Source organism: Brucella lupini (assembly GCF_002252535.1).
Lineage (GTDB): Bacteria > Pseudomonadota > Alphaproteobacteria > Rhizobiales > Rhizobiaceae > Brucella > Brucella anthropi.
Genome location: NZ_NNRN01000041.1, coordinates 52852 through 75944, shown reverse-complemented (window position 1 = coordinate 75944; position 23093 = coordinate 52852). Strand labels below are relative to the sequence as shown.

Here is a 23093-nt window from a genome sequence, read left to right as displayed (position 1 = left end):
TGATCTCTGTTTCATGCGTGACGCTTTCTCCGTGCACAGCATTTTAAACAGAACAGGGGTGCCATGGCCGGCCATTCACAGTTTAAGAATATCATGCACCGCAAGGGCCGTCAGGATGCGGTGCGGTCGAAAATGTTTTCCAAGCTCGGACGCGAAATCACCGTCGCTGCCAAGCAGGGTCTGCCTGACCCCACGATGAACCCGCGCCTGCGTCTGGCGATCCAGAACGCCAAGGCGCAGTCCATGCCGAAAGACAATATCGAGCGCGCCATCAAGAAGGCCGCGGGTAATGACGGCGAGAATTATGATGAAGTGCGCTACGAGGGCCGTGGCCCCGGCGGCGTATCGGTTATCGTGGAAGCACTGACGGACAATCGTAACCGCACGGCATCGAATGTGCGTGCAGCCTTCACGAAGTCGGGCGGTGCGCTGGGCGAAACCGGTTCGGTGTCCTTCATGTTCGACCGTGTTGGCGAAATCGTCTACAAGTCCTCCGTCGGCGACGCCGACAAGGTTATGGAAGCGGCCATCGAAGCCGGTGCTGACGATGTGCAGTCCGGTGAAGAAGAACACGTCATCATCTGCGCGTTCGAAGATATCGGCGAAGTGTCCAAGGCTCTGGAAGCTGCTCTCGGTGAAGCCGAATCGATCAAGACGATCTGGAAGCCGCAGACCAATACCGAGCTGGATGAGGAAAAGGCGCGTTCGGTTCTCAAGCTTCTCAACGTGCTCGAAGACGATGACGACGTGCAGAACGTCTACACGAACTTCGAAGTCAGCGACGAAGTGATGGAAAAGCTGAGCGCCTGATTTCTCGTGCTCACAACAATGATGCAAAACTCCCGGTTATCCGGGAGTTTTTTTGTGCCCTGATGAATAAAATTCAGGCATAAAAAAAACCCCGCCGAGGCGGGGCTTTTCAACCAGATGCAATATCGGATTAGATGCCGAGATTGCCGAAACGGTTCTTGAACTTCGTAACGCGACCGCCGCGATCGAGCAGGGTCTGCGAACCGCCTGTCCAGGCTGGGTGGGTGGTCGGGTCGATATCGAGGTTCATCGTATCGCCTTCTTTGCCCCAGGTCGAACGGGTCATGTATTCGGTGCCATCGGTCATCACGACCTTGATGGTGTGGTAGTCGGGATGGATATTGGCTTTCATCTTCTCAATCCTGAAAGTCTGGGGTGAAAAGCGCAGCCTTGACTATCGAAACTGCGGCACTTTCGCCCAATGGCAGATATGAAGACCCATTACCTACAGGCAACGGCTTCCAAAAGGGTTGGCGAGCCTATACATCAGGCGCACGGCAATAACAAGGGCGCAAACACAAGAATGGCCGACCGGGATACTGAAATTGATATGAATCACGAATTGACTGCAGAAGATGGCCGCAAACGCCGCACGCTGAAGCCGCTGAAGAGAGTTTTGCCGTTTCTGGCACCCTATAAGGTCCTGGTTGCAGGCGCGCTCTTTTCGCTGGTGCTGGCCGCTGTAACGACCCTTGCCGTGCCCGTCGCGCTGCGTCGCATGATCGACCATGGCTTTACGGGATCGAATGCGATCTTCGTCAATAATTACTTCGGCATGCTCGTGTTGCTGGCACTCATTCTCGCGCTGGCGTCGGGCCTGCGCTATTTCTTCGTGATCTCGCTCGGCGAGCGAGTGGTCGCGGATTTGCGCAATGCGGTCTTTTCGCATGTGACGGCGCTTTCGCCGGAATTCTTCGACCGGTCACAGTCGGGTGAAATCGTTTCGCGCCTGTCGTCCGACACGACGCAGATCAAGTCGGTGGTGGGCGCTACGGCCTCTGTCGCGCTGCGCAACATGATTCTGGGTGTCGGCGCGCTGGCGATGATGGTCGTGACCAGCCCGAAGCTTTCTGCGCTGGTCATTGCTGCCATCCCGATCATCGTTGTGCCCCTGATCGCCTTCGGACGCTCTGTGCGTCGCCGTTCCCGTATGACGCAGGACATGCTGGCGAAGGCCAATGCCTATGCCAGCGAACAGATCGGCGCGATGCGCACGCTGCAGGCTTTCACCAACGAGAATATGGTGGTCGGGCGTTTTGGCAGCGCGGTAGAAAAAGCCTTTCAGGCGGCGCGTTCCTCCATTCAGGCGCGTGCAATCCTGACGGCTTTTGCCATTTTCCTGATCTTCTCCAGCATTGTTGCGGTGCTCTGGTTCGGTTCGCGTGATGTGCTGGCCGGCACGATGTCTGCCGGTACGCTCGGTCAATTCGTGCTTTATGCCGTGTTCGCAGGCAGCTCCTTCGGCGCCTTGTCGGAAGTGGGTGGGGAACTGGCGCAGGCAGCAGGGGCTACGGAGCGGCTTGTCGAAATTCTGGACGAGCAGCCGGGTATTGCCGCGCCTTTGAAACCTGTTGCCATGCCGGTGCCGCCACGCGGTGAGGTCGTGTTCGATTCCGTGCATTTCTCCTATCCGACGCGTCCGGATGCACCGTCGCTCAATGGCGTCAGCTTCACCGTGAAGCCCGGCGAGACTGTTGCGATTGTCGGTCCCTCGGGTGCAGGCAAGAGCACGATCTTCGCGCTCGTCATGCGCTATTACGATCCGCAGTCAGGCAAGATCCTGATCGACGGCGTGGCTTTGCCTGATGCTGACCCGCAGGCCGTTCGGACACGCATCTCAACCGTGCCGCAGGATGTGGCGATTTTCGCCACCAGCGTGCGCGAAAACATCGCCTTCGGTAGACCCGGAGCGAGCGACGAGGAGATTGTGGCAGCGGCAAAGGCAGGCCTTGCGCATGATTTCATCATGGCGCTCGACAAGGGCTATGACACGGAAGTCGGCGAACGCGGTGTGACGCTTTCAGGGGGCCAGCGCCAGCGCATCGCCATTGCGCGGGCAATCTTGCGTGCTGCGCCCATCCTTCTTCTTGATGAAGCGACATCGGCGCTTGATGCTGAAAGCGAAATGCTGGTGCAAAAGGCCCTGGACAGTCTGATGGCTGATCGCACGACGCTTGTCGTCGCGCACCGGCTTGCGACCGTGCTCAAGGCCGACCGCATTCTGGTGCTCGACCATGGCCATATTGTCGAAGAAGGCACACATCAAAGCCTTGTCGAGAAGGGTGGCATCTATGCCCGTCTCGCCAAGCTGCAATTCGAGGCAGGTGCCGGAGCCTTCGCTGCGAAGTGAAACGGGGGGCGTTGCCCCCGTTATTTCTTCTTATCGTTCGGTCAGCTTCAGCTCGATGCGCCGGTTCTTGGATCGGGCATCGGCTGTGTCGGAGGCGTCGAGAGGTTGATATTCCCCAAAACCTGCTGCAACGAGCCGGTTGGCCGGTACGCCATTGGCGATCAGGAATTTGACCACTGCGGTTGCGCGGGCTGACGAAAGCTCCCAGTTGTCGCGGAAGCGTCCCGTGCCAGTCAGAGGCACATTATCCGTGTGACCGTCGACACGCAGTACCCAGTTGATGTCATCCGGGATTTCCTGGTTGAGCTGGATCACCGCATCGGCAAGTTTCTTCATCTCGTCCTGACCGGCAGGATTGATATCCGCCGAGCCTGTCGGGAAAAGAACTTCCGACTGGAAGACGAAGCGGTCGCCGACGATACGGATATTTTCCTTGTCGGACAGGATTTCACGCAGGCGTCCGAAGAAGTCGGAACGATAGCGGTTCAGCTCCTGCACACGCTGCGCCAATGCGACATTCAGGCGGCGACCGAGATCGGCGATCTTGGCGTTCGATTCGCGATCGCGGCTTTCAGAAGCGTTGAGCGCATCTTCAAGTGCTGCGATCTGGCGGCGAAGGGCTGAAATCTGCTGGTTCAGCAGTTCCACCTGACTGAGTGCACGAGCGCTGACCTGCTTTTCGGCATCAAGGCTTTCGGACAGTTCGCCAGCGCGCTTTTCAGCGGCAGCACCTGCGCCGCTGCCTTCGTTCAAAAGGCTTTGCAGACGTGAACGCTCGCTTTCCGTGCTGGACAGCGAAGCCTGCAGATTGGCGATGGTGTCCTGCATGTCCTGCGAATTGCTGCGCTCCAGCGACAGAAGCTGTGTCAGTTCCTGTATCTGGCTATTGAGCCGTGCGAGAACGCTATCCTTGTTGTTCACCTCGCGGCTGAGCAGGAATTGCGCCAGCACGAAGACGGTAAGCAGGAACATGATTGCGAGCAGCAGCGTCGTCAGGGCATCGACGAAGCCCGGCCAGTAATCGACATGCCTCTGGGAGCGGCGGTTGCGGGCGAGGGACATGGCTGCTTACTCCGCCTTGTCCGTGCGATCGGATTTGCGGTCGTGCGAGCGCTCGCCGATGGCCTTGGTGAGACGATCAAGCGTCTGGCGGATAGCCTTCTGCTCGTCCGCCTGTTTTTCCACCCAGTCGCGCATGATCTGCTGCTCGCTGCGCATGTTCTTGACGAGGCCCTGTATGCCTTCGGCAAGATTGGCCAGCGCTGCCGTGGTGCGCTGCGTGGACGCGTCGCCGCCATGCAGGTTCTGCAACCGGTCGGCCAGAACGCGGATTTCTTCCGTGCCTCCATTCTGGTCGGCACCGATCTCGGTTCCGATATCGGTGACGGAGGAAAGCCAGTTTTCCAGTTCGGTATAGAAACGGTTTTGCGCGCGGCCCGCCTGAAGGTCGAGGAAGCCGAGAATCAGCGAACCTGAAAGACCGAACAGCGAAGACGAGAAGGCCGTGCCCATGCCGGAAAGCGGAGCCTGCAAGCCTGCCTTCAACGCATCCAGTACATCGCCGGTGCTTCCTGAATTCGGGTCGAGGGTCTGAATAGTGCGCCCGATGGAGCCGACCGTTTCGAGAAGGCCCCAGAATGTTCCGAGCAGACCAAGAAAGACCAGAAGCCCGATCAGATAGCGCGATATATCCCGGCTTTCATCAAGACGTGTCGCGATGGAATCGAGGATCGAACGCATGGAGGCAGTGGAAAGCGCCATCGACTGGCGGCGGCCGATCAAAGCCCGCATCGGTGCAAGCAGGACGGGCGGTCGCGTGGTGCCGTCGCGGTCACCGTCGCGGAATGAGTTGACCCAGCGAATCTCTGGCAGAAGTCGCAACACCTGTCCGAAGGCCAGCAGAATACCGACCAGAAGAACGCCGAGAATGAGCCCGTTAAGGCCGGGATTGGTGACGAAGAACGTATGGATCTGCCGCATCAGGATCGCGGCCAGAAAAGCCACGATAATAAGGAAGATCGCCATGGAGAGAATGACAATGCGCGGGCTCGACAGGCGGTAGGGGTCGTAATCGCGTCCCTCGTCCAGACGGTCCCGGGAAACTCTCAAATCGCTCATGCGTTCCGCTCCATGGTCGCGTGTTTGAAAAGAAGCCTACTTCATTAATTCGTGAAGCGGAATCATTGGAACAAGAAAATTACGCGGATTTGTGGAGTGTGCTGTCAGGCTCGCGGGATGGTCTGAATATCGTAGAGCAAAAAGTTTATAATATTAAATCCCGTGATCTTAATATAATTTATTTCTTATATATACCTATATAATTGATGGTAATAAATAAATTATAAGTTGCTATTTTTAAGTTTTCTAATTTTGATAATTATTGCTTCGTACACTCAACTTTGTGAGAGGGACTAAGCATGAATTGGTGGAATATTCTTGGGAATATACTTGAGGCTCTGGGAAAGTTTCTCGGCCAACTGTAGCATAATTTTCTATAGATACGCTCTAAATTAATAAAAAGGCCGAGCCATTTAAGCGCTCGGCCTTGTTTCTAGATTGCTGGAGATGACCCAGGTGAAACAAACCATTGGATCGACAAAGCAGCAGGTCTTTTTTAGATCGGTTTGTTGATCGTTTTCAGCAATGCCTTCTGAATGATTTCATTGCCTGCAACGATGGTCTTGGTGCCGAAAATGTCCTGACCGCCATTCTTGTCCGAGACGAAACCGCCGGCCTCGCGGATCATCAGAATGCCTGCGCCGAGATCCCACGGATGCATGCCATCTTCCCAGAAACCATCCAGACGGCCGCCTGCAACATAGGCGAGGTCGAGTGCAACGGCGCCCATGCGGCGAATGCCTGCTGTTTCGGCCATGACATTGCGCAGTTCGACCAGATAATGCCCGTGATGGCCGCGACCCAGATGCGGGATACCCGTGCCGATAACGGAATCGACCAGCTTGTTGCGTGATGCGACGCGCAGGCGACGGTCATTGAGGAATGCGCCACCGCCGCGCTCTGCGGTGTAAAGCTCATCCATGGCCGGATTGTAGATGACGCCGGCGACAATCTGCCCCTGACGCTCGAGAGCGATGGAGACTGCGAAAACTGGAATGCCGTGCAGGAAATTTGTGGTGCCGTCGAGAGGATCGATCAGCCAGCGGTGCTGTCCGTCCTTGGATTCAACCTCGCCGGATTCTTCCATCAAGAAGCCATAATCCGGGCGGGCGCGGCTCAATTCCGTATAGATGATCTGTTCGGCGCGGCGGTCTGCCTGGCTGACATAGTCGCCGGGGCCCTTGAGAGAAACCTGAAGATTCTGGACTTCACCAAAATCGCGAGCGAGGCTGCGGCCGGCCTTCATAGCGGCCTGTACCATAACGTTGAGAAGGGCTGAGCGGGCCATTTCATTGTCCTTGTAAGCACGATCCCGAAGCGTGGATTTTGAAAGGGATCAAGCAGTTAATCATAAACAGAATGTCGAACATCCGAACCGAAACACATTCGGTGGAGGTCGAGGAATTGAGCGATCTGAGAAAGAACGGTCGCAAACTTTGCGACATGGATAAAGTGGTGCCTGATTCAGGCACCACAAATCTCGTTTTTCGTATTAAGCGCGGCTGACGTAGGTCAGTTCGTTGGTATCAACGATCACGCGTTCGCCGGATGCGATGAACGGCGGAACGAGGATGCGGATACCGTTTTCAAGTACAGCCGGCTTGTAGGACGAAGCAGCGGTCTGGCCCTTGACGACCGGGTCGGCTTCGGTGATGGCAAGCGTGACCTGATCCGGAAGGCGAATGCCGATAGGCTTTTCTTCATAGAGTTCGACAGTAACCATCATGCCGTCCTGAAGGAAAGCGGCACGGTCACCGACGAAATCCTTGGCCAGCTCAAGCTGTTCGTAGGATTCGGTGTCCATGAAGATCAGCGCTTCGCCCTGTTCGTAGAGGAACGAGAAATCCTTCTGTTCCAGACGAACGCGCTCGACGGTTTCTGCAGCGCGGAAACGTTCGTTGAGCTTGGTGCCGTTGATGAGGTTCTTCAGTTCGACCTGATTATAAGCGCCGCCCTTGCCAGGCTTGACGGCGTTGGTCTTGACCGCAACCCACAAGCCGCCAGCATGTTCGATGACATTGCCGGGGCGGATTTCGTTACCATTGATCTTCATGAGCTTGATCCGGAATGAAAATGTGAAACCATGTGCGGTTCGACGCATGACGACGAAAAGGCAACCGTCCGGCATTATTCCGGAGATTGCGCACCTGCCTTATACTCGAACCACGATAATCGGCGTCTCAAGACCATAAAAAGGCGCTTGGCGCAAGCCTGAGCGCGAAAAGAGAGCCAATGCAGCCTCAAAATTCGCCCAAAAATCAGCGGACACGCAGATTGTTGGCAGTTTCTATGGCCTGTTTAATCTGGTCGTCAGCCAGTCCGTCCATCATGTCGTTGAGGTCTGGTGAGCGAAAACCGGCGCGCTGGGCAACAATATACCAGGCCGCTGCTTTGACGAGATCGCCTTCTGTGCCGATGCCATCGCGATAGAGGCGGGCGAGCCAAGCTTGCGCCATTACCATGCCGCGCTGTGCGCCAAGACGCATCCAGCCAAACCCCTGTTCGTAGTCGCGGTCGCCACCGCGGCCCTCAATCAGCCAGCGGCCCAGATCGAACTGCGCCGTATCATAACCCTGTGCGGCAGCAAGCAGGAGATAGACGCGCGCTTTCTTGTCGTCGCGGGGGATGGTCGGGGTACCGTTGGCATAAATCTGGCTGAGTGCATATTGTGCATCGGCCAGCGTGGCCCCGGCCGCCTTCTCGAACCACGGGAAGGCGAGATCGATGCCCGGCTTGCCCGGCGTTTTTTCCATCAGCATCTGGCCGTAGTTGAACTGCGCCATGGCATTGCCACCCTCGGCAGCCTTCTTCATCAGTTCCTCTGCCTTGACGGGGTCTTTCCTGGCGTAGGTGCCCTGAAGCAGAAGTGCGGCATAGCGGAACTGCGCTTCTACAACACCGTTATTGGCTGCTTTCTCGTACCATTCCGCCGCCAGTTTCTGGTTGGCGGGGATGCCAAGGCCGCGCGCATAAATTTCTGCAATGAGTGTCTGCGATGCTGGGTCGCCCTTTTCAGCCTGTGGCTTGGCCAGATTGAAAGCGGTCAGATAAAGGCCACGCTGAAATGCACCGAAAGCCTCGTCTGCCGGTTTGTCGCCGAAACGGCTTGGGTCGATGTGGGGCATCGGTTCGGTCGTTGCCGGTTGCGGCAGCATCACCGGCTTGGCAGGCTTGTCGGCTTTCTTATCCTGATGATCGCCCTGATGGCTGTTCTTTTGACCGCGCACCGGCTCGCCCGCTGCCAGAGCAGGCAGGACCGGCAGCGCGATTGTCAAAATGGCAGCGAGAAGAAGTTTGTTCTTCATGGGCATCGGCAAGACCTTGATGAAGGGATCAGTTTTCAAAGCGTGGCGCGTTCTCATCGAGAAGCCGGTTGGCTTCCGCGACAGCTTTTGCAGGGTCTTCGGCGTCGAAGACCGCCCGACCGAGCGCAACGAAATCCGCGCCGGTTTCGGCTGCGGGGATGATGCTTTCCAGCGTGCTTCCGGCTTGCGCGATGCTGGGAATTTCCACCATCTGCGACCACCATTCGGCCAGCGACAGGTTGCGCGGATGGGCATCCGGCTTGTTATCCGCACCGATCTTGCCGAAGAAAACATAATCGGGCTGCAACTCGCCGATTTCCATTGCGCCATGGCGGTCGCGCAGATTGCCGGTGCCGACGATCATCTTCGGCGTATGTTTTTCGATCGCATCTGCCAGATCGGCAGCCTTGCCTTCGATATGAACGCCATCTGCACCGACGCGACCCGCGATGCGCGTATCGTTCAGGATAAGCGCGGCGGCGCCTTTTTCCTGAATGACGGGGATGACCTTTTCAGCCGTGGCCTGAAAAGTGGCTTCGTCGAGATCGCCGGTGTCGAGAATGACGCTTGCAACGTCGCCACCCGAGAGCGCAGCCGTCAAAAGCTTTGCGAGGGCCGCGCCGTCGGCAAGTGGAGGCGCAACCAGCACGATGCGGCAGCGTTCGGTTTCAGTCTGGTGAGCGGGCGTGTTCATGAGCCAAGCCTAACGGGAAAAACGTGATGGAATTCGGGCAATAGAGGCGTTCTGTTTACCGGAAACGGAAGCGGGGCTCTATCTATTTGTTTTGTCGCATTTATGCGACGCAACCGGGCTTCGGCAAGTATTCATTGGCGAAACCTTCTCGGGGCCGCGCCTGTCCGGGCTGGCATAATGTTATCCACTGGAACGAAAGTTGATCGGAACCAACCCGGTTCTGCCGGGATTAACGCATATATAAACCACACCAAGACCGGGCGCTGAACGCTCCGGCAGAACGTGTGAAACTGTTCCGGCTACCCATCCGGAATGACACGAAGAAAAGAGGAAAGGCTCGCAATCCCAAGTGCAGGCACTTTCCTTCAAAGATAGGCAGGCTGGTAAATGAATATTGCGACCGCTAGAGAAGCGATGCCCGCACAACCGACGAAAATGCGCGACACGCGCATCGACGTGTTTCGTGCGCTCGCGCTGCTAACGATCTTCATCAACCATGTGCCCGGCACGATCTACGAGCATTTCACGCACAAGAATCTGGGCTTCTCCGATTCGGCTGAAGCTTTCGTGCTGATTTCCGGCATGGCCGTGGCGCTTGCCTATGGATCTAAATTCGCTCCCGGCAACCGCCTGCTTCTGTCGCTGAAAATGTGGCGCCGCGCTGGTGTGCTCTATACGACGCACATCATGACGACCATGGCGACCATCGCCATTTTCGCCGCTGCCGCTATCTTCCTGAAGCGTTCGGAGTTGCTTACGCAGATCAACATCGCGCCGCTGGTCAAGCACCCGGTCGAAGCGCTGTTCGGCATCGTCACGATGGGGCATCAGCTCGGCTATAACAACATTTTGTCGATGTATGCCGTGATGCTGGTTTTGACCCCGATCCTGCTTCTGCTTGCGCGCATCAGCCTGCCGCTCATGCTCGGTGTTTCCGGCACGGTCTGGTTCCTGTCAGGCCTCTATCATGTTGCGCCGGTAAATTATCCGACCGAAGGCGTCTGGTTCCTCAATCCGCTGTCGTGGCAGTTCCTGTTTGCAATCGGTATTGCAGGCGTGATTCATGTACGTCGCGGTGGCGAGCTGCCGAAGCATCCGCTGCTGATCGGTCTTGCCGTTGGCTATCTGGTGCTGGCGCTGGCATGGGTGCGTATTCCGCTTTGGGGCATCGATGCGTCGATGGGCTTGCCCATGGTTCTTACCGGCTTCGACAAGACTTTCCTGTCGGGTCCGCGTCTGCTGCACGTGCTGGCGATTGCTTATCTCATCGCCGTCGTTCCGACGCTGAACAATATCGCCCGGACTGCGCCGGATAATCCTCTCGCCGTTCTCGGCAAGCATTCGCTGCCGGTCTTCATTGCCGGTACGCTGCTGGCAATGGTTGCGCAGGTGATGAAGCTCGTGAACCCGGGCGGCCTGCCTTATGACACTTTGCTGATCGCAACCGGCATCGTGATGCAGTTCGCACTGGCCTATTATCTGGAATGGCTGCCAACCATCGGTTGGGGCAAGAAGGGGGCTCCCGTTTCGGCAAAGCCCGCTGTTCCTGCTGCCGAACCCGTCAAGATGCAGGTTGCGTCAAACTCCAAACCCGCGATGCAGCGCTATTAACCACTACTGATCAGCCGCCCATTTCGGGCGGCTTTTCTTTGAGTGAAAAGTGCCGGATTGCGTGAGATTATCCACAGCGCTACGCAGAAATTAACCATTCATTAATCTTAAGAATGTTAAATGGTTTACATCCAGTTCGGCTGGATTCTTACCGAGTGGTTTAGCCACTCTGTTTGACGCCTCCCTGTTAAACTCCTGAGAGCCGCCATTGCGGCTCTTTTTTTGTGCGCTTTTTGCTGCATATCGGGGGAATATCGATTTCCACATGCAGGCGCGCGGAACGGAACAACTGCCCAATCCGTTCTAAAGCGTGTCGCGCCTTGTCATATTCAAACGACACGCTTTAATCTTTTTCACGCATGTCCTTGTCCCAAAACCGGTTTCCACTTTTGGGGGACATGCTTTGTTACAGGCTTTCGTCAAAAGCCTCTGAAAATGTTAACCGAATGTTAAACATAAACTTGCGCGACGGTGTATGAAGGTGCAGTTTATCGTGGACTTGTTTAGCACAGCTGTTCCGTCTCAGCCTCCCCCATGGTCGAACAGCGGTTCAATGGTTTCATTCGTATCCGTCTGGCATATCCCACTGGACGAATACGGCAACGGAATGGGCCGCCGATACAGGCGGTCATGCAAGGTAGCAGAGCAGTGATTAGCGAACAGAGCCAGATGCCGAGCAATATGATCAGCCTCGCAGAGCGCATGGTTTTCTCGGATTCGTTCAAGCCGATCTATGCAGAAGGCATGGATATGGTCGAGGAAGCGGCAAGCTATCTCGACGGCGAAGGCCGTGAGGATGCGCGCAATCTTTCGCGTGTGGCTGCGACGCTCTATGCCGCCGAATCGATGCGTCTGACCACGCGCCTGATGCAGGTTGCTTCGTGGTTGCTGCTCCAGCGCGCGGCGCGCAACGGTGAAATGACCCGTCAGCAGGTTGCAGCCGAGAAAGCCAAGGTGCGTCTTGATACGCCATCGGCGGGTGAAATCGCGCAAGGCTGGTCCGAATTGCCTGCAGCATTCATGGAGCTGGTCGAACGTTCCATGCGCCTTCAGGCGCGTGTGCGCCGTATGGACCGCGAAGTTTACGGTGAAGTGGTCTCGCTGCAGGGCGTTCCACGTGGCAATCCGGTTTCCGAACAGATCGTATTGCTCAAAACTGCTTTTGGCGCTTCATAACGATTGATTATGTGCGCCCTTCGTGGCGCATGTTTCTCTTTTGTTCACTTTTCTGCTGTCAAGTGAATCCGTCTGAGGATAGGGTTCGCTTATGAAAGAAACGATTCGCATCATTGGTATCGATCCGGGCCTGCGCCGTACCGGCTGGGGCATTGTCGAATCGTTAGGCAATTCACTGCATTTCATCGGTTCGGGGACGGTGACCTCGAATGCCGAGATGGATCTTGCATCGCGCCTCTGCCAGCTGCATGAAGGTCTTTCCAAAGTCCTGCATGAATATATGCCGCATGAGGCGGCGGTTGAACACACCTTCGTCAACAAGGATGCAACGGCGACGCTCAAGCTTGGTCAGGCGCGCGGCATTGCCTTGTTGGCTCCCGCGCAGGCTGGACTGCCCGTTGCCGAATATGCGCCGAATGCCGTGAAGAAGGCTGTAATCGGCGTTGGACACGGTGAAAAACAGCAAATCCATATGATGGTGAAAGTGCTGATGCCGCGCGCATCGTTCGATACGAGCGATGCCGCCGATGCACTTGCCATTGCCATTTGTCATGCGCATCACCGGCAAAGCATCGCAAGTGCGCGCCGGTTGCAACAACTTATCGCGTAGGTGGCCATGATCGGTAAGCTCAAGGGTGTGATCGATGAAATTGCCGAGGATCATGCCGTCATCGACGTGCATGGTGTTGGCTATGTTGCGTTTTGTTCGGCGCGCACGCTCGGCAATCTGGGCGGTGCGGGCGAGGCGGCCATCCTGTTTATCGAAACCTATGTTCGCGAAGACATGATCCGCCTTTATGGCTTTGCCAATCAGCTTGAGCGCGAATGGTTCCGCCTGTTGCAGAATGTGCAGGGCGTTGGCGCCAAGGTGGCTCTCGCCGTGCTCGGCACGTTGTCGCCGTCGGAACTCGCCAATGCAATTGCACTGCGTGACATCGCCATGGTTTCGCGCGCGCCGGGTGTCGGCAAGAAGGTTGCTGAGCGCATCGTGACCGAACTCAAGAACAAGGCGCCTGCCTTCGCTGGTGATGCGAGCGGCACGATCGGACTCAAGCAGGAACTTGGCGCGGGCGCTGCTCCGGCGCCGGTTGCCGATGCGGTGTCGGCGCTTTCCAATCTCGGCTACTCGCGTGATCAGGCCGCCAATGCCGTCGCCGCGGCCTTGAAGGAAGCGGGGGAGAATGCCGATTCGGCCAAGCTCATCCGCCTGGGTCTGAAGGAATTGTCGCGGTGATTTACTTGCCTGAGCGATATGTTCATGCGAGGAGGATGGCATGAGCGACCGCAACCCTCTCATTGATGCTGACAGACGCGTAGACGAAGACAATACGCTGCGCCCGCAGACGCTTGACGATTTTGTCGGCCAAGCGGCAGCGCGCGCAAATCTGAAAGTCTTTATCGAGGCCGCCAAAGTGCGTGGCGAGGCGCTTGACCACGTCCTGTTCGTTGGCCCTCCGGGTCTAGGCAAGACGACGCTGGCGCAGATCATGGCCAAGGAGCTGGGCGTCAATTTCCGTTCCACATCCGGCCCGGTTATTGCCAAGGCGGGCGATCTTGCGGCTCTGCTGACCAATCTGGAAGAGCGCGACGTTCTGTTCATCGACGAAATCCATCGTCTCAGCCCGGCAGTGGAGGAAATCCTCTATCCGGCCATGGAGGATTTCCAGCTCGACTTGATCATCGGCGAGGGGCCTGCCGCGCGCTCGGTGAAGATCGATCTTGCCAAGTTCACGCTGGTTGCGGCAACGACCCGTCTCGGGCTTCTGACGACGCCGTTGCGGGACCGCTTCGGTATTCCGACACGGCTCAATTTCTATACGGTTGAGGAACTGGAATATATCGTGCGGCGTGGTGCGCGCATCATGCAGATGGGTATTTCGCCGGATGGTGCGCTGGAAGTCGCCCGCCGTTCGCGCGGCACACCACGTATCGCCGGACGGTTGTTGCGCCGTGTGCGCGATTTCGCGCTGGTCGCCGGCGCCGATGTCATCGATCGCAAGATCGCTGATGAGGCGCTGTCACGCCTTGAAGTGGACAACCGCGGGCTGGATCAACTCGACCGGCGTTACCTCAATATTATCGCACGCAATTTCGGCGGCGGTCCGGTGGGGATCGAAACCATTGCCGCCGGCCTGTCTGAGCCGCGTGACGCAATTGAAGACATTATCGAACCCTATCTGATCCAGCAGGGTTTCCTGCAGCGCACGCCACGCGGTCGCGTCTTGACGGCTGTCGCCTGGCAGCATCTCGGATTGCCCGCGCCTGCTGAAATCATCCAGCAGTCGCAATACGGCCTCTTCATGGAAGACGAATGACGGAACGACAGGAACAATTGGCGCAGGCTGCTGTGTCTGGCGAACTGAAAGACGGCGCGCATCTGCTCTATGCGCGCATCTATTATGCCGATACGGATTTTTCCGGCTTCGTTTATCACGGTCGCTATCTGGAATTCTACGAACGTGGACGCACGGATTTCCTGCGTTTGCAGGACGTTCATCATATCGAATTGGCTGAGGGCGCGCTTGGTGAAGAAATGGTCTGGGTCGTTCGCCGCATGGAGATCGATTACAAATCGCCCGCGAAGATGGATGACCTTATTCTGATTGAAACCCGCGTCAGCGAAATTCGCGGCGCGCGGGTCATCATGGCGCAGAAAATTACCTGCGGTGAGCGTCTGCTGTCGGAGGCGAAGGTAGAGGCCGTGATGATAACCAAAGAAGGTCATCCGCGCCGCATTCCCGACGAATGGCGGGAAGCCTTCACCAACAACCGCAAGAACTGAGTCCCAGGACCGCTCCAATGTCTGTCTTCACTGGCATGTTCGTGCGGAATTCGATGCGCTAGCGGCAAATATACCTATTTGGGCGAATGCTAACGCATCTTTAACCATAATATTCCATTAATCACCCTGACGGAATCGGTGGAGAGGCAGGCTTGAAGCGCAGCGCCTTCCTTTCACCAAAATTAACCGTAACAAGCGCGTGATGGATTTAAAGTTGAAATCCGGAACGGCGGTTGCGGTGCGAAGTGTCGGCCGCTCGTCGGGCAGGTACGGCTTCAAGTTGAAAAGCTGCGCAGGTTTGGAGCGTCTGTTTTCAGACGTTGAGTAACGGATTTGCGATACCGCCCGGTCATGTGGCCGGGCGTTTGGATTCGAGGACGGTAGATCGATGGAAAATGTTGCGTTAGCGGCCCCCGCCGCCGATGTTACCCTCTGGGGCCTGTTCATGCAGGCGAACTGGGTCGTCAAGCTGGTTATGCTTGGCCTGTTGTTCGCCTCGATCTGGACTTGGGCTATCATCGTGGACAAGACGATTGCTTACGGACGGGCACGGCGCGCGATTGATCGCTTCGAGCAGACGTTCTGGTCCGGCCAGTCGCTGGAGGAACTCTATCGCAATCTCGGCGAACGCCGTACCACCGGCATGGCGTCCATCTTCATGGCCGCGATGCGTGAGTGGAAGAAATCATTCGAGAAGGGCGCTCGCTCGCCCATTGGCCTGCAGATGCGTATCGACAAGGCCATGGATGTCGCGCTGGCGCGCGAAAGTGAAAAGCTCGACTCGCGTCTGGGCTTTCTGGCGACCATCGGCTCTGCAGCCCCCTTCATCGGTCTGTTCGGTACGGTTGTCGGTATCATGACCTCGTTCCAGGCAATCGCCGCTTCCAAGAACACCAGTCTTGCCGTTGTGGCGCCGGGTATCGCCGAAGCACTTCTGGCAACGGCAATCGGTCTTCTCGCCGCTATTCCTGCCGTTATTGCCTACAACAAGCTGTCGGCGGATGCGGGCAAGATCGGCGGACGGCTGGAAGGATTTGCGGATGAATTCTCCGCCATACTGTCGCGCCAAATTGATGAGAAGCTGACGCCGCGTAATTAAGCGGCTTCAAGCATCGAGTGTAGTTTCAGCCTTCGGGAATCTTGCAATGGGCATGTCGGTAGGAAATCAGGGAATGCAGTCGGGCGGGCGCCGCAGGCGCGGCCGCAAGAAGGCATTGATGAGCGAAATCAACGTGACGCCATTCGTCGACGTGATGCTCGTTCTCCTCATCATCTTCATGGTCTCCGCGCCGCTGCTGACGGTTGGCGTGCCGATTGACCTGCCCGATACGCAGGCCAAGGCGATGAATGCCGATACGCAGCCGATCACTGTTTCGGTTAACAGCGAAGGCAAGATCTTCCTGCAGGAAACCGAAATTCCGATCGATGAAGTGGTGCCGAAACTCCAGGCTATCGCCAAGACGGGCTATGAAGAGCGCATTTTCGTGCGTGGTGACAAGGCTGCCGATTACGGCACCGTCATGAAAGTCATGGCCCGCATTTCCGCCGCCGGTTTCAAAAATATCGGCCTTGTGACCCTCCAGGAGCAGGATAGCTGACGCCATCATGAAGGCTGGCCTGACATCTTCTGTTGCCTTGCATGCCGTTGCGGTCGCGCTGGCAGTGGTTTCGTTTTCCTCGCCGAAGGCTTTCGACGTGCAGGATTCGGAATCGTTCCCGGTTGATATCGTACCGATCGAGTCGATGACGCAAATCCAGCAGGGCGAAAAGACTGCGCCCATGAAGGAAAAGTCGGCTCCTGTGCCGACAACCAAACCGCAGACTGTTCCAAACGCCGAGAATTTTGGCGATCAGGATATCGATACCCAGACGCCGCCAAAGCCCGATGCAAAGGCGAAGCCAATCGAGGCGGCGGAAGAACCCAAGGCGCAACCGGAACCGGTAAAAAAGCCGGAACCGAAGCCTGATCCGAAACCGGAACAGAAGCCTGAGACCAAGCCGACGCCGGTTCCGGCGACGGAAGTTCAGGCTAAGCCGGAAGAAAAGCAGGAAGTGAAGCCTGATCCGGTGGCGGAAGCCATTGAGAAACAGGCGGAAACCCCTGACGCTGAAACGCCGAAGCTGCCGGACAAGGTGCCAGCGCCCGACGCCAAGCCGAAGCCGCCGCAGGCGCAGACAGCAAAGACGCCGGACCGCAAACCGACGGAAGATAAGAAGCCGACGCAGAACGCCGCTCAGACTTCGAAATCGAAGAATGATGCGATTGCCGATGAGGTTGCTGCCCTTCTGAATAAGCAGAAGGCGGCAGGCGGCGGAGCCAAGCGTTCCACCGATCAGGCATCGCTGGGCGGCAAGAAGAATACTGGCGGCTCCAAGCTCAGCCAGAGCGAAATGGATGCGTTGCGCGGTGCGATTTCCAAATGCTGGAACGTGCCTGCCGGTGTGGCCGACGCGCCGGGACTGGTCGTGACCGTCAAGATGAAGCTGAATCAGGATGGCTCCATTCAGGGTGTCCCTGAAGTGACATCGGGCGGCGGCGGTGACGGTGTTGGTCGTGCAGCAGCCGAGAGCGCCAAGCGCGCTGTCGCACGCTGCGCGCCGTACAATCTGCCAGTCGACAAATATGATTCATGGTCGGAAGTGATCGTCAACTTCGACCCGAGCGAAATGTTCTGACCGGGTTTCCGGTCGCCAACCAACTTACTGCAAGGACAAAGAGGTCCCAGAAGACATGAAAATCGGCATCATCAATACAAAGATCCGGACGGTCTTTTCGGCTTTCGCGTGTATGATTGCCGCAAGCCTTGTCTGCACCATGCCGGCGCGCGCCGTCGTGGAAATCAACATCAACAAGGGGGTGATCGAACCGTTGCCGATCGCCATCACCGATTTCCTTTCGGCTGATCAGCTCGGGCCGAATATCACGTCGGTCATCGCGGCCGATCTTGAGCGGTCTGGTCTTTTTGCACCGATCGACAAGGGCGCCTTCATCGAGAAGATCTCCAATCCGGACGCGGCTCCGCGTTTCGAGGACTGGAAGGTCATCAATGCGCAGGCGCTTGTCACGGGCCGCATCACCAAACAGCCGGATGGCCGTCTCAAGGCTGAGTTCCGCCTGTGGGATACGTTCGGTGGCCAGCAGATGATCGGCCAGCAGTTCTTCACCACGCCGGACAACTGGCGCCGCGTCGCCCATATCATCGCTGATGCGATCTACGAACGCCTGACCGGTGAAAAGGGCTACTTCGATACGCGTGTTGTTTTCGTCGATGAATCCGGCCCGGCACAGAAGCGCGTCAAGCGTCTTGCCATCATGGATCAGGACGGCGCCAATGTGCGTTACATTTCCGACGGTCGCGCCATTTCGCTGACGCCGCGTTTCTCGCCGAACCGTCAGGAAGTCACCTATATGTCGTTCGAAGGCGGTTCGCCGAAGGTGTATCTGCTGCAGCTCGAAACCGGCCAGCGTGAACTCGTCGGCAATTTCCCCGGCATGACCATTGCTCCGCGTTTCTCGCCCGATGGCCAGAAGGTTGTGATGAGCCTGCTTCAGGACGACGGCAGCGCCAATATCTATACGATGGACCTGCGCAATCGTTCGACCACGCGCCTGACCAACAGTCAGGCGATCGATACGAGCGCGTCCTATTCACCGGACGGATCGCAGATTGTTTTCTCCTCCGACCGTGGTGGACGTCCGCAGCTCTATGTCATGGGTGCTGATGGCTCCAATCCGCGCCGTATCTCGGCCGGTGACGGCAGCTATTCCACGCCGGTTTGGTCTCCGCGCGGTGATCTCATCGCCTTCACCAAGCAGTCGCAGGGCCAGTTCTCCATTGGTGTGATGAAAACTGACGGTTCGGGCGAACGCCTGCTGACCTCGGGCTTCCACAATGAAGGCCCGACCTGGGCTCCGAACGGTCGCGTGCTGATGTTCTTCCGCAAGGCGGCGGGTGCAGGCGGTCCGAAGCTCTTCACCATCGACCTGACCGGTCGCAACGAGCGCCAGATCCAGACGCCGAACTTCGCATCCGATCCGGCCTGGTCACCGCTGCTCGAATAGCGGATTCGCGGATAGTTATGGAAAGTGAAGGCGCGAAACTCCGGTTTCGCGCCTTTTTCATGGATAGAACGGTTCCGGTTCAACCGGAAACGGGAAAACGTTCTATCTCCTTGTTTTATCGCATTATCCTCACGCAAAACCGCTTCGCACTTTTGCAGGAAATGCTCAAATTGCCACAATCATTGCCAGGAAGCCGTGTTTCTGCCGTATTTTGCCCCCAAGGGCTAACACCAGAACTGCTGCCGGAAATCGCCGGTTGCATCTGGCCGCAAGAAAATATTAACCATACTTCTTGAGCCTGTCTTAACCTCAATATGATTATTGGATGGTTACGCAGGAACATCAAATCTTAAGGAGCTCCGGCCCATGCGCCGTATCCAGTCGATTGCACGTAGCCCGATCGCTATTGCCCTTTTCATGTCGCTCGCCGTTGCCGGTTGTGCGTCCAAGAAGAACCTTCCGAACAATGCCGGTGATCTGGGTCTCGGTGCAGGCGCTGCAACGCCGGGTTCCTCGCAGGACTTCACGGTCAATGTTGGCGACCGCATCTTCTTCGATCTCGATTCTTCGCTGATCCGCGCCGATGCACAGCAGACGCTTTCCAAGCAGGCCCAGTGGCTGCAACGTTATCCGCAGTACTCGATCACGGTCGAAGGCCATGCCGACGAACGCGGTACGCGTGAATATAACCTTGCTCTCGGCCAGCGCCGTGCAGCTGCCACCCGCGACTTCCTCGCTTCGCGTGGCGTCCCGACCAACCGTATGCGCACCATCTCCTACGGTAACGAACGTCCGGTCGCAGTTTGCGATGCCGACTCGTGCTGGTCGCAGAACCGTCGCGCCGTCACCGTTCTCAACGGTGCAGGCAGCTAATCTGCGGGCACCTGACAGTGTTACGGAAAAGCGGCTTTCGAGCCGCTTTTTTCGTTTTTGACCGCCTGTTTGGTCGTTTCGACAAACTTTGGCCGAAGTCGCACTTGTCATAGTGAGCGTCAAAAGGCCTTCGCTTTTCGCATTATCCGACGCAAAACCGCTTCGCACTTTTGCGGGAAATGCTCTAAAAGCGGAGCTGATCGTGCGGCAATCATGTTCAGCGTCTGTTCAGGCGCGACACTCGATCATCGTGTTCGCCCCGAATTGGATGGGTGAATCGGATGGATGAATTAGCAGGGGCAAAAGGGAATGAGGAAACCAATGAGGAAAGTGACGCTGGCAATTGCCATGCTGCCGCTTTTGGTGAGTGCTCCGGTTCTGGCGGCATCTGTTTCTTCGCAAGGGGGGATTCAGCTCGCGCAGGCAGGTGCTCCCGGCGGCGATCAGTTTTCGCAGCAGGTCTGCAATCTGGCACATCAAAACGCCCAGTCCTATGCGCGCATCTTGCAGCTTCGCGACAAGATGCTGAAAATCCAGCGCGACAACGAAGCGCGTTTTCAGGCCTTGGAGAAGGGCCGTGGCGGCGCCCAGAATCATGTCAGCATCGGTTCGACAGCAATTCTCGATGACGCCATGCGTGATAATGGCAGCGGCGGCGGTCAGGGCGGCGGCTATCAAAGTCCCGGCCTGCAGCAGGAACTGGTGCGCAACCTGACCGGAAAGGTCGAGGACGTGGACGCCCAGATTTCTTTCACCGACAATCAGCTGCAAAAGACGCAGGAAGACAATGAATTCCGGTTTGAAGAACTGGAAAAGAAGAACGGCGTAACCCCGCCTGCTTCCAGTGGTGCAGCTCAAGCGGCTCCCGCGGCAGCATCGCCGGGCGCCGATCTCTGCGCGCAGGGCATGGGCAACCCCGCTGCGATAGCAGATGCGCTGGGTGCGCGTGCGGAAGCCATGAACTTCCAGATCCTCGAAATGCAGGATCAGATGCAGAAGATGCAGGAAGCAAACGAAGGCCGTTTCCAGTTTCTGGAAACCGGCAAACGCGCCGATGCGGAAGTGCAGCAGGCTGGCGGCGACACGTCGCTCGCCGATGCTGGTTCCAGCCAAGGGACCAGTCAGGGCAATAACGGAAACCTCGTTGGCGGGGTTTCCGGAAGCGCCCCGCAGAACGGTGGATACAACGCTTCTTCGCAGACTGCGGCCAACCAGTCTTCTGGCGCCGATTCCATGGCTATTGGTTCGAACGCACCCGCACAGGGTGGACCGGAACGTGGCGAGCCGCCGCAGTCGCTGGGTTCCATCCGGTTCGACGCCAATGGCAATGTAATCGGCGAAACGCTTGATGCCACACCGCGCACGGCACAGCCGGGTGCGGCACCCGGCGCCACCTCGGGAGGAAATGCTGCAGGCGATACGGTTGCATCCCTTCCGACGGACGATAATCCCAGTTCGCTCTATCAGGCTTCCTATCAGTATCTGATGTCGGGCGATTACAAGGCAGCCGAAACCGGCTTCCGCGAGCATGTGAAGCGTTATCCGGCTGATCCCAATACGGCGGAAGCACGCTTCTGGCTCGGAGAATCGCTTTACGGTCAGGGCCGTTATCCGGAAGCGGCGACGGTATTCATTGATACGCAGCGCGATTATCCCGATTCGAAACGCGCGCCGGAAAACATGTTCAAGCTCGGCATGACGCTTGAAAAGATGGACAATCGCGATGTCGCCTGCGCCACCTTCGCGCAGATTCCAGAACGTTACCCCAAGGCAGCGCCCGCGATATTGAAGCGCGTTGCCGATGAGCGCAGCCGCGCAAAGTGCTGATTGCGGAGTTATTTCGTGGGGCTTAGCCCAAGCAATATTTCCAAATTATTCGAGCCATTCGGATTTGAGCAGGCCAAGGCCGTCATAGCCGCCGTTTCGGGCGGCAGCGATTCTCTCGGCCTGCTTTTCCTCGTCCGGGATTATATGGCCATGCTCCAGAACCCACCCCGGCTGATTGCTGTGACGGTGGATCATCAACTGCGCGCCGAATCGAAGGCCGAAGCCGAAAATGTCGGGCTGCTTTGCCGGCAATACGGGATTGAACACCGCATTCTCGTCTGGGACGAGGCGAAGCCCACAAGTGGGCTTGCCGCTGCTGCGCGGACGGCGCGCTATCGGCTGCTGGTGCAGGCCGCGCGGGATGTTGGCGGAGCCTTCATTGTCACCGGCCATACGCAGGACGACCAGATCGAGACCTTTCTGATGCGCAAGGAGCGTAGCGCCCACGCCGAGGCGCGCGGGCTTGCGGCCATGTCGTTGCGCTCGTTGCTGGACGGTCTTGGGCTCGAAGGCTCGGTTGAACTTGATCGTCCTCTGCTTTCCGTTTCCCGGCAGACACTGCGCGATGAATTGCGGGGCAGGGGTATCAATTGGGTGGATGATCCCAGCAATGCCAACACCGAATATGAACGACCGAGAATTCGTCATGGCATTGCCGCCGAGGCTGACAGGCAGACGGTTCTCGACCAGATCGCCGAGGCTGGTGCTGCGCGCGAGCGGGACAATGCCGCCTTGATTGCTGCGCTGGGCAACCCGGCGAGCCTGCGCGCTGATGCGAACGGTGCCTTGCTCGTCGATCCGCAGCTTTACGCCGCGCTTCCCGGCAATGCGAGGCGGTTGTTCTCAGGATTGCTTGCGGCCATCGCTGGCGGACGCCGTTTCCTGCCGGGCGATAGCGAGCGGTCGCGTATTGAACGGGTTCTGTCTGGAGATGATGACACTCATCGCCTGACCGTATTCGGCGCCCTCATCGAGCGCGGCGACAGTGGCTCACCGCATCGGTTTCTTCGTGAAAAACGCAATCTGCCAAAGCTCCATCTGGAGCCGGGCAAGCCAATTGTCTGGGACGGGCGATTCCGTTTCTTGAACGAAGGCATGATGGATTTTGAGCTCGCTGCACCGGGACGGCAGGAACTTGCCGACTTCCTGAAGTCGCAGAATATCGAAATCGAATCTCGAAAACGTGAGGCCTTGCTGGTTTCACCTGCTCTTTATAGGGAAGGCAGGCTGTTCGCCTTGCTGTTTCTGCAGGATGGAGAATTTCAGCAAGACATTCATATCGAACGGCATTTTGCGATCTTCGATCACGTGTTGCCGGGGCATGATTTCGATCTTGCAAGGGCTGTGGAAGCCCGCATCGGACGTATCTGCGCGGAAATGTCCTAATTTTTGTAAACCAGAGTGAGAAGAATCGAGGATGCGGGGTCGAACGCGCCTTGGCAAGGCCATCCTTCGATCCTATGTTAGACCGAAACATCGTTCCG

The 23093-nt window shown here is 57.3% G+C and carries 23 protein-coding genes; 16 read left to right on the top strand and 7 right to left on the bottom strand.

Annotated elements, in window-relative coordinates; genetic code table 11:
* Positions 1 to 63: 63 nt before the first annotated feature.
* A complete protein-coding gene (locus CES86_RS08810; RefSeq protein ID WP_010661390.1) occupies positions 64 to 810 on the top strand; it encodes a YebC/PmpR family DNA-binding transcriptional regulator in 747 nt (248 codons plus the stop codon).
* Between the two features lie 130 nt (positions 811 to 940).
* Here CES86_RS08810 and rpmE read toward each other — a convergent pair whose 3' ends face one another.
* Complete coding sequence (rpmE, locus tag CES86_RS08805; protein ID WP_002964804.1) at positions 941 to 1162, bottom strand: 50S ribosomal protein L31; 222 nt, start codon at positions 1160 to 1162, stop codon at positions 941 to 943.
* A 69-nt stretch (positions 1163 to 1231) separates the two neighbouring features.
* Here rpmE and CES86_RS08800 point away from each other — a divergent pair, with 69 nt between their 5' ends.
* A complete protein-coding gene (locus CES86_RS08800) occupies positions 1232 to 3160 on the top strand; it encodes an ABC transporter transmembrane domain-containing protein (protein WP_094514183.1) in 1929 nt (642 codons plus the stop codon).
* Between the two features lie 30 nt (positions 3161 to 3190).
* Here CES86_RS08800 and CES86_RS08795 read toward each other — a convergent pair whose 3' ends face one another.
* The 6 genes from CES86_RS08795 to CES86_RS08770 all read right to left on the bottom strand — a co-directional run bounded on the left by CES86_RS08795 (position 3191) and on the right by CES86_RS08770 (position 9277).
* The gene (locus CES86_RS08795; protein WP_010661388.1) at positions 3191 to 4222 is read right to left on the bottom strand and encodes a peptidoglycan -binding protein; all 1032 of its coding nucleotides are present in this window, start codon (positions 4220 to 4222) and stop codon (positions 3191 to 3193) included.
* Between the two features lie 6 nt (positions 4223 to 4228).
* On the bottom strand, positions 4229 to 5278 hold the full coding sequence (locus tag CES86_RS08790; RefSeq protein WP_094514182.1) for a MotA/TolQ/ExbB proton channel family protein: 1050 nt from the start codon (positions 5276 to 5278) through the stop codon (positions 4229 to 4231).
* A 496-nt stretch (positions 5279 to 5774) separates the two neighbouring features.
* Positions 5775 to 6566 carry an inositol monophosphatase family protein gene (locus CES86_RS08785; RefSeq protein WP_010661386.1) on the bottom strand — a complete coding sequence of 264 codons (792 nt, stop codon included), beginning with the start codon at positions 6564 to 6566 and terminating at the stop codon, positions 5775 to 5777.
* A 204-nt stretch (positions 6567 to 6770) separates the two neighbouring features.
* Positions 6771 to 7331 carry an elongation factor P gene (gene efp / locus CES86_RS08780; RefSeq protein ID WP_010661385.1) on the bottom strand — a complete coding sequence of 187 codons (561 nt, stop codon included), beginning with the start codon at positions 7329 to 7331 and terminating at the stop codon, positions 6771 to 6773.
* A 205-nt stretch (positions 7332 to 7536) separates the two neighbouring features.
* The gene (locus CES86_RS08775) at positions 7537 to 8583 is read right to left on the bottom strand and encodes a tetratricopeptide repeat protein (protein ID WP_029376273.1); all 1047 of its coding nucleotides are present in this window, start codon (positions 8581 to 8583) and stop codon (positions 7537 to 7539) included.
* Positions 8584 to 8611: 28 nt separating this feature from the next.
* On the bottom strand, positions 8612 to 9277 hold the full coding sequence (locus tag CES86_RS08770) for a thiamine phosphate synthase (RefSeq protein ID WP_010661383.1): 666 nt from the start codon (positions 9275 to 9277) through the stop codon (positions 8612 to 8614).
* Between the two features lie 387 nt (positions 9278 to 9664).
* On the opposite strand from CES86_RS08770, the gene CES86_RS08765 reads away from it, so the two are divergent.
* The 14 genes from CES86_RS08765 (at position 9665) to tilS (ending at position 22995) form a co-directional block, all read left to right on the top strand.
* Positions 9665 to 10888, top strand: coding sequence for an OpgC family protein (locus tag CES86_RS08765; RefSeq protein WP_085982332.1), 1224 nt, complete (start codon positions 9665 to 9667; stop codon positions 10886 to 10888).
* A 669-nt stretch (positions 10889 to 11557) separates the two neighbouring features.
* On the top strand, positions 11558 to 12064 hold the full coding sequence (rcdA, locus tag CES86_RS08760) for a protease adaptor protein RcdA (protein WP_010661381.1): 507 nt from the start codon (positions 11558 to 11560) through the stop codon (positions 12062 to 12064).
* A 91-nt stretch (positions 12065 to 12155) separates the two neighbouring features.
* Positions 12156 to 12674: a crossover junction endodeoxyribonuclease RuvC gene (ruvC, locus tag CES86_RS08755; RefSeq protein ID WP_010661380.1), complete on the top strand. Its 519-nt coding sequence runs from the start codon at positions 12156 to 12158 to the stop codon at positions 12672 to 12674.
* 6 nt (positions 12675 to 12680) lie between these two features.
* Entirely contained in the window at positions 12681 to 13298 is a 618-nt protein-coding gene (gene ruvA / locus CES86_RS08750) for a Holliday junction branch migration protein RuvA (protein WP_010661379.1), read from the top strand.
* Positions 13299 to 13338: 40 nt separating this feature from the next.
* A complete protein-coding gene (gene ruvB, locus CES86_RS08745) occupies positions 13339 to 14379 on the top strand; it encodes a Holliday junction branch migration DNA helicase RuvB (RefSeq protein ID WP_012091335.1) in 1041 nt (346 codons plus the stop codon).
* On the top strand, positions 14376 to 14846 hold the full coding sequence (locus CES86_RS08740; protein WP_012091336.1) for a YbgC/FadM family acyl-CoA thioesterase: 471 nt from the start codon (positions 14376 to 14378) through the stop codon (positions 14844 to 14846). The genes ruvB and CES86_RS08740 overlap by 4 nt, the downstream gene beginning before the upstream one ends.
* Positions 14847 to 15234: 388 nt before the next feature.
* On the top strand, positions 15235 to 15945 hold the full coding sequence (gene tolQ, locus CES86_RS08735) for a protein TolQ (protein ID WP_010661376.1): 711 nt from the start codon (positions 15235 to 15237) through the stop codon (positions 15943 to 15945).
* Positions 15946 to 15991: 46 nt separating this feature from the next.
* Complete coding sequence (tolR, locus tag CES86_RS08730) at positions 15992 to 16444, top strand: protein TolR (protein WP_010661375.1); 453 nt, start codon at positions 15992 to 15994, stop codon at positions 16442 to 16444.
* A gap of 7 nt (positions 16445 to 16451) precedes the next feature.
* Positions 16452 to 17522: a hypothetical protein gene (locus tag CES86_RS08725; protein ID WP_012091337.1), complete on the top strand. Its 1071-nt coding sequence runs from the start codon at positions 16452 to 16454 to the stop codon at positions 17520 to 17522.
* Positions 17523 to 17577: 55 nt separating this feature from the next.
* Positions 17578 to 18909 (top strand): Tol-Pal system beta propeller repeat protein TolB, encoded by a 1332-nt coding sequence (gene tolB / locus CES86_RS08720; protein WP_010661373.1) that lies wholly within the window; start codon positions 17578 to 17580, stop codon positions 18907 to 18909.
* Positions 18910 to 18926: 17 nt separating this feature from the next.
* Positions 18927 to 19205, top strand: coding sequence for a hypothetical protein (locus CES86_RS08715; RefSeq protein WP_012091338.1), 279 nt, complete (start codon positions 18927 to 18929; stop codon positions 19203 to 19205).
* 70 nt (positions 19206 to 19275) lie between these two features.
* Positions 19276 to 19782, top strand: a complete 507-nt coding sequence (gene pal / locus CES86_RS08710; protein WP_010661371.1) for a peptidoglycan-associated lipoprotein Pal — start codon at positions 19276 to 19278, stop codon at positions 19780 to 19782.
* 309 nt (positions 19783 to 20091) lie between these two features.
* The gene (gene ybgF / locus CES86_RS08705) at positions 20092 to 21609 is read left to right on the top strand and encodes a tol-pal system protein YbgF (RefSeq protein ID WP_012091339.1); all 1518 of its coding nucleotides are present in this window, start codon (positions 20092 to 20094) and stop codon (positions 21607 to 21609) included.
* 15 nt (positions 21610 to 21624) lie between these two features.
* Complete coding sequence (gene tilS / locus CES86_RS08700; protein ID WP_012091340.1) at positions 21625 to 22995, top strand: tRNA lysidine(34) synthetase TilS; 1371 nt, start codon at positions 21625 to 21627, stop codon at positions 22993 to 22995.
* Positions 22996 to 23093 lie beyond the last annotated feature (98 nt).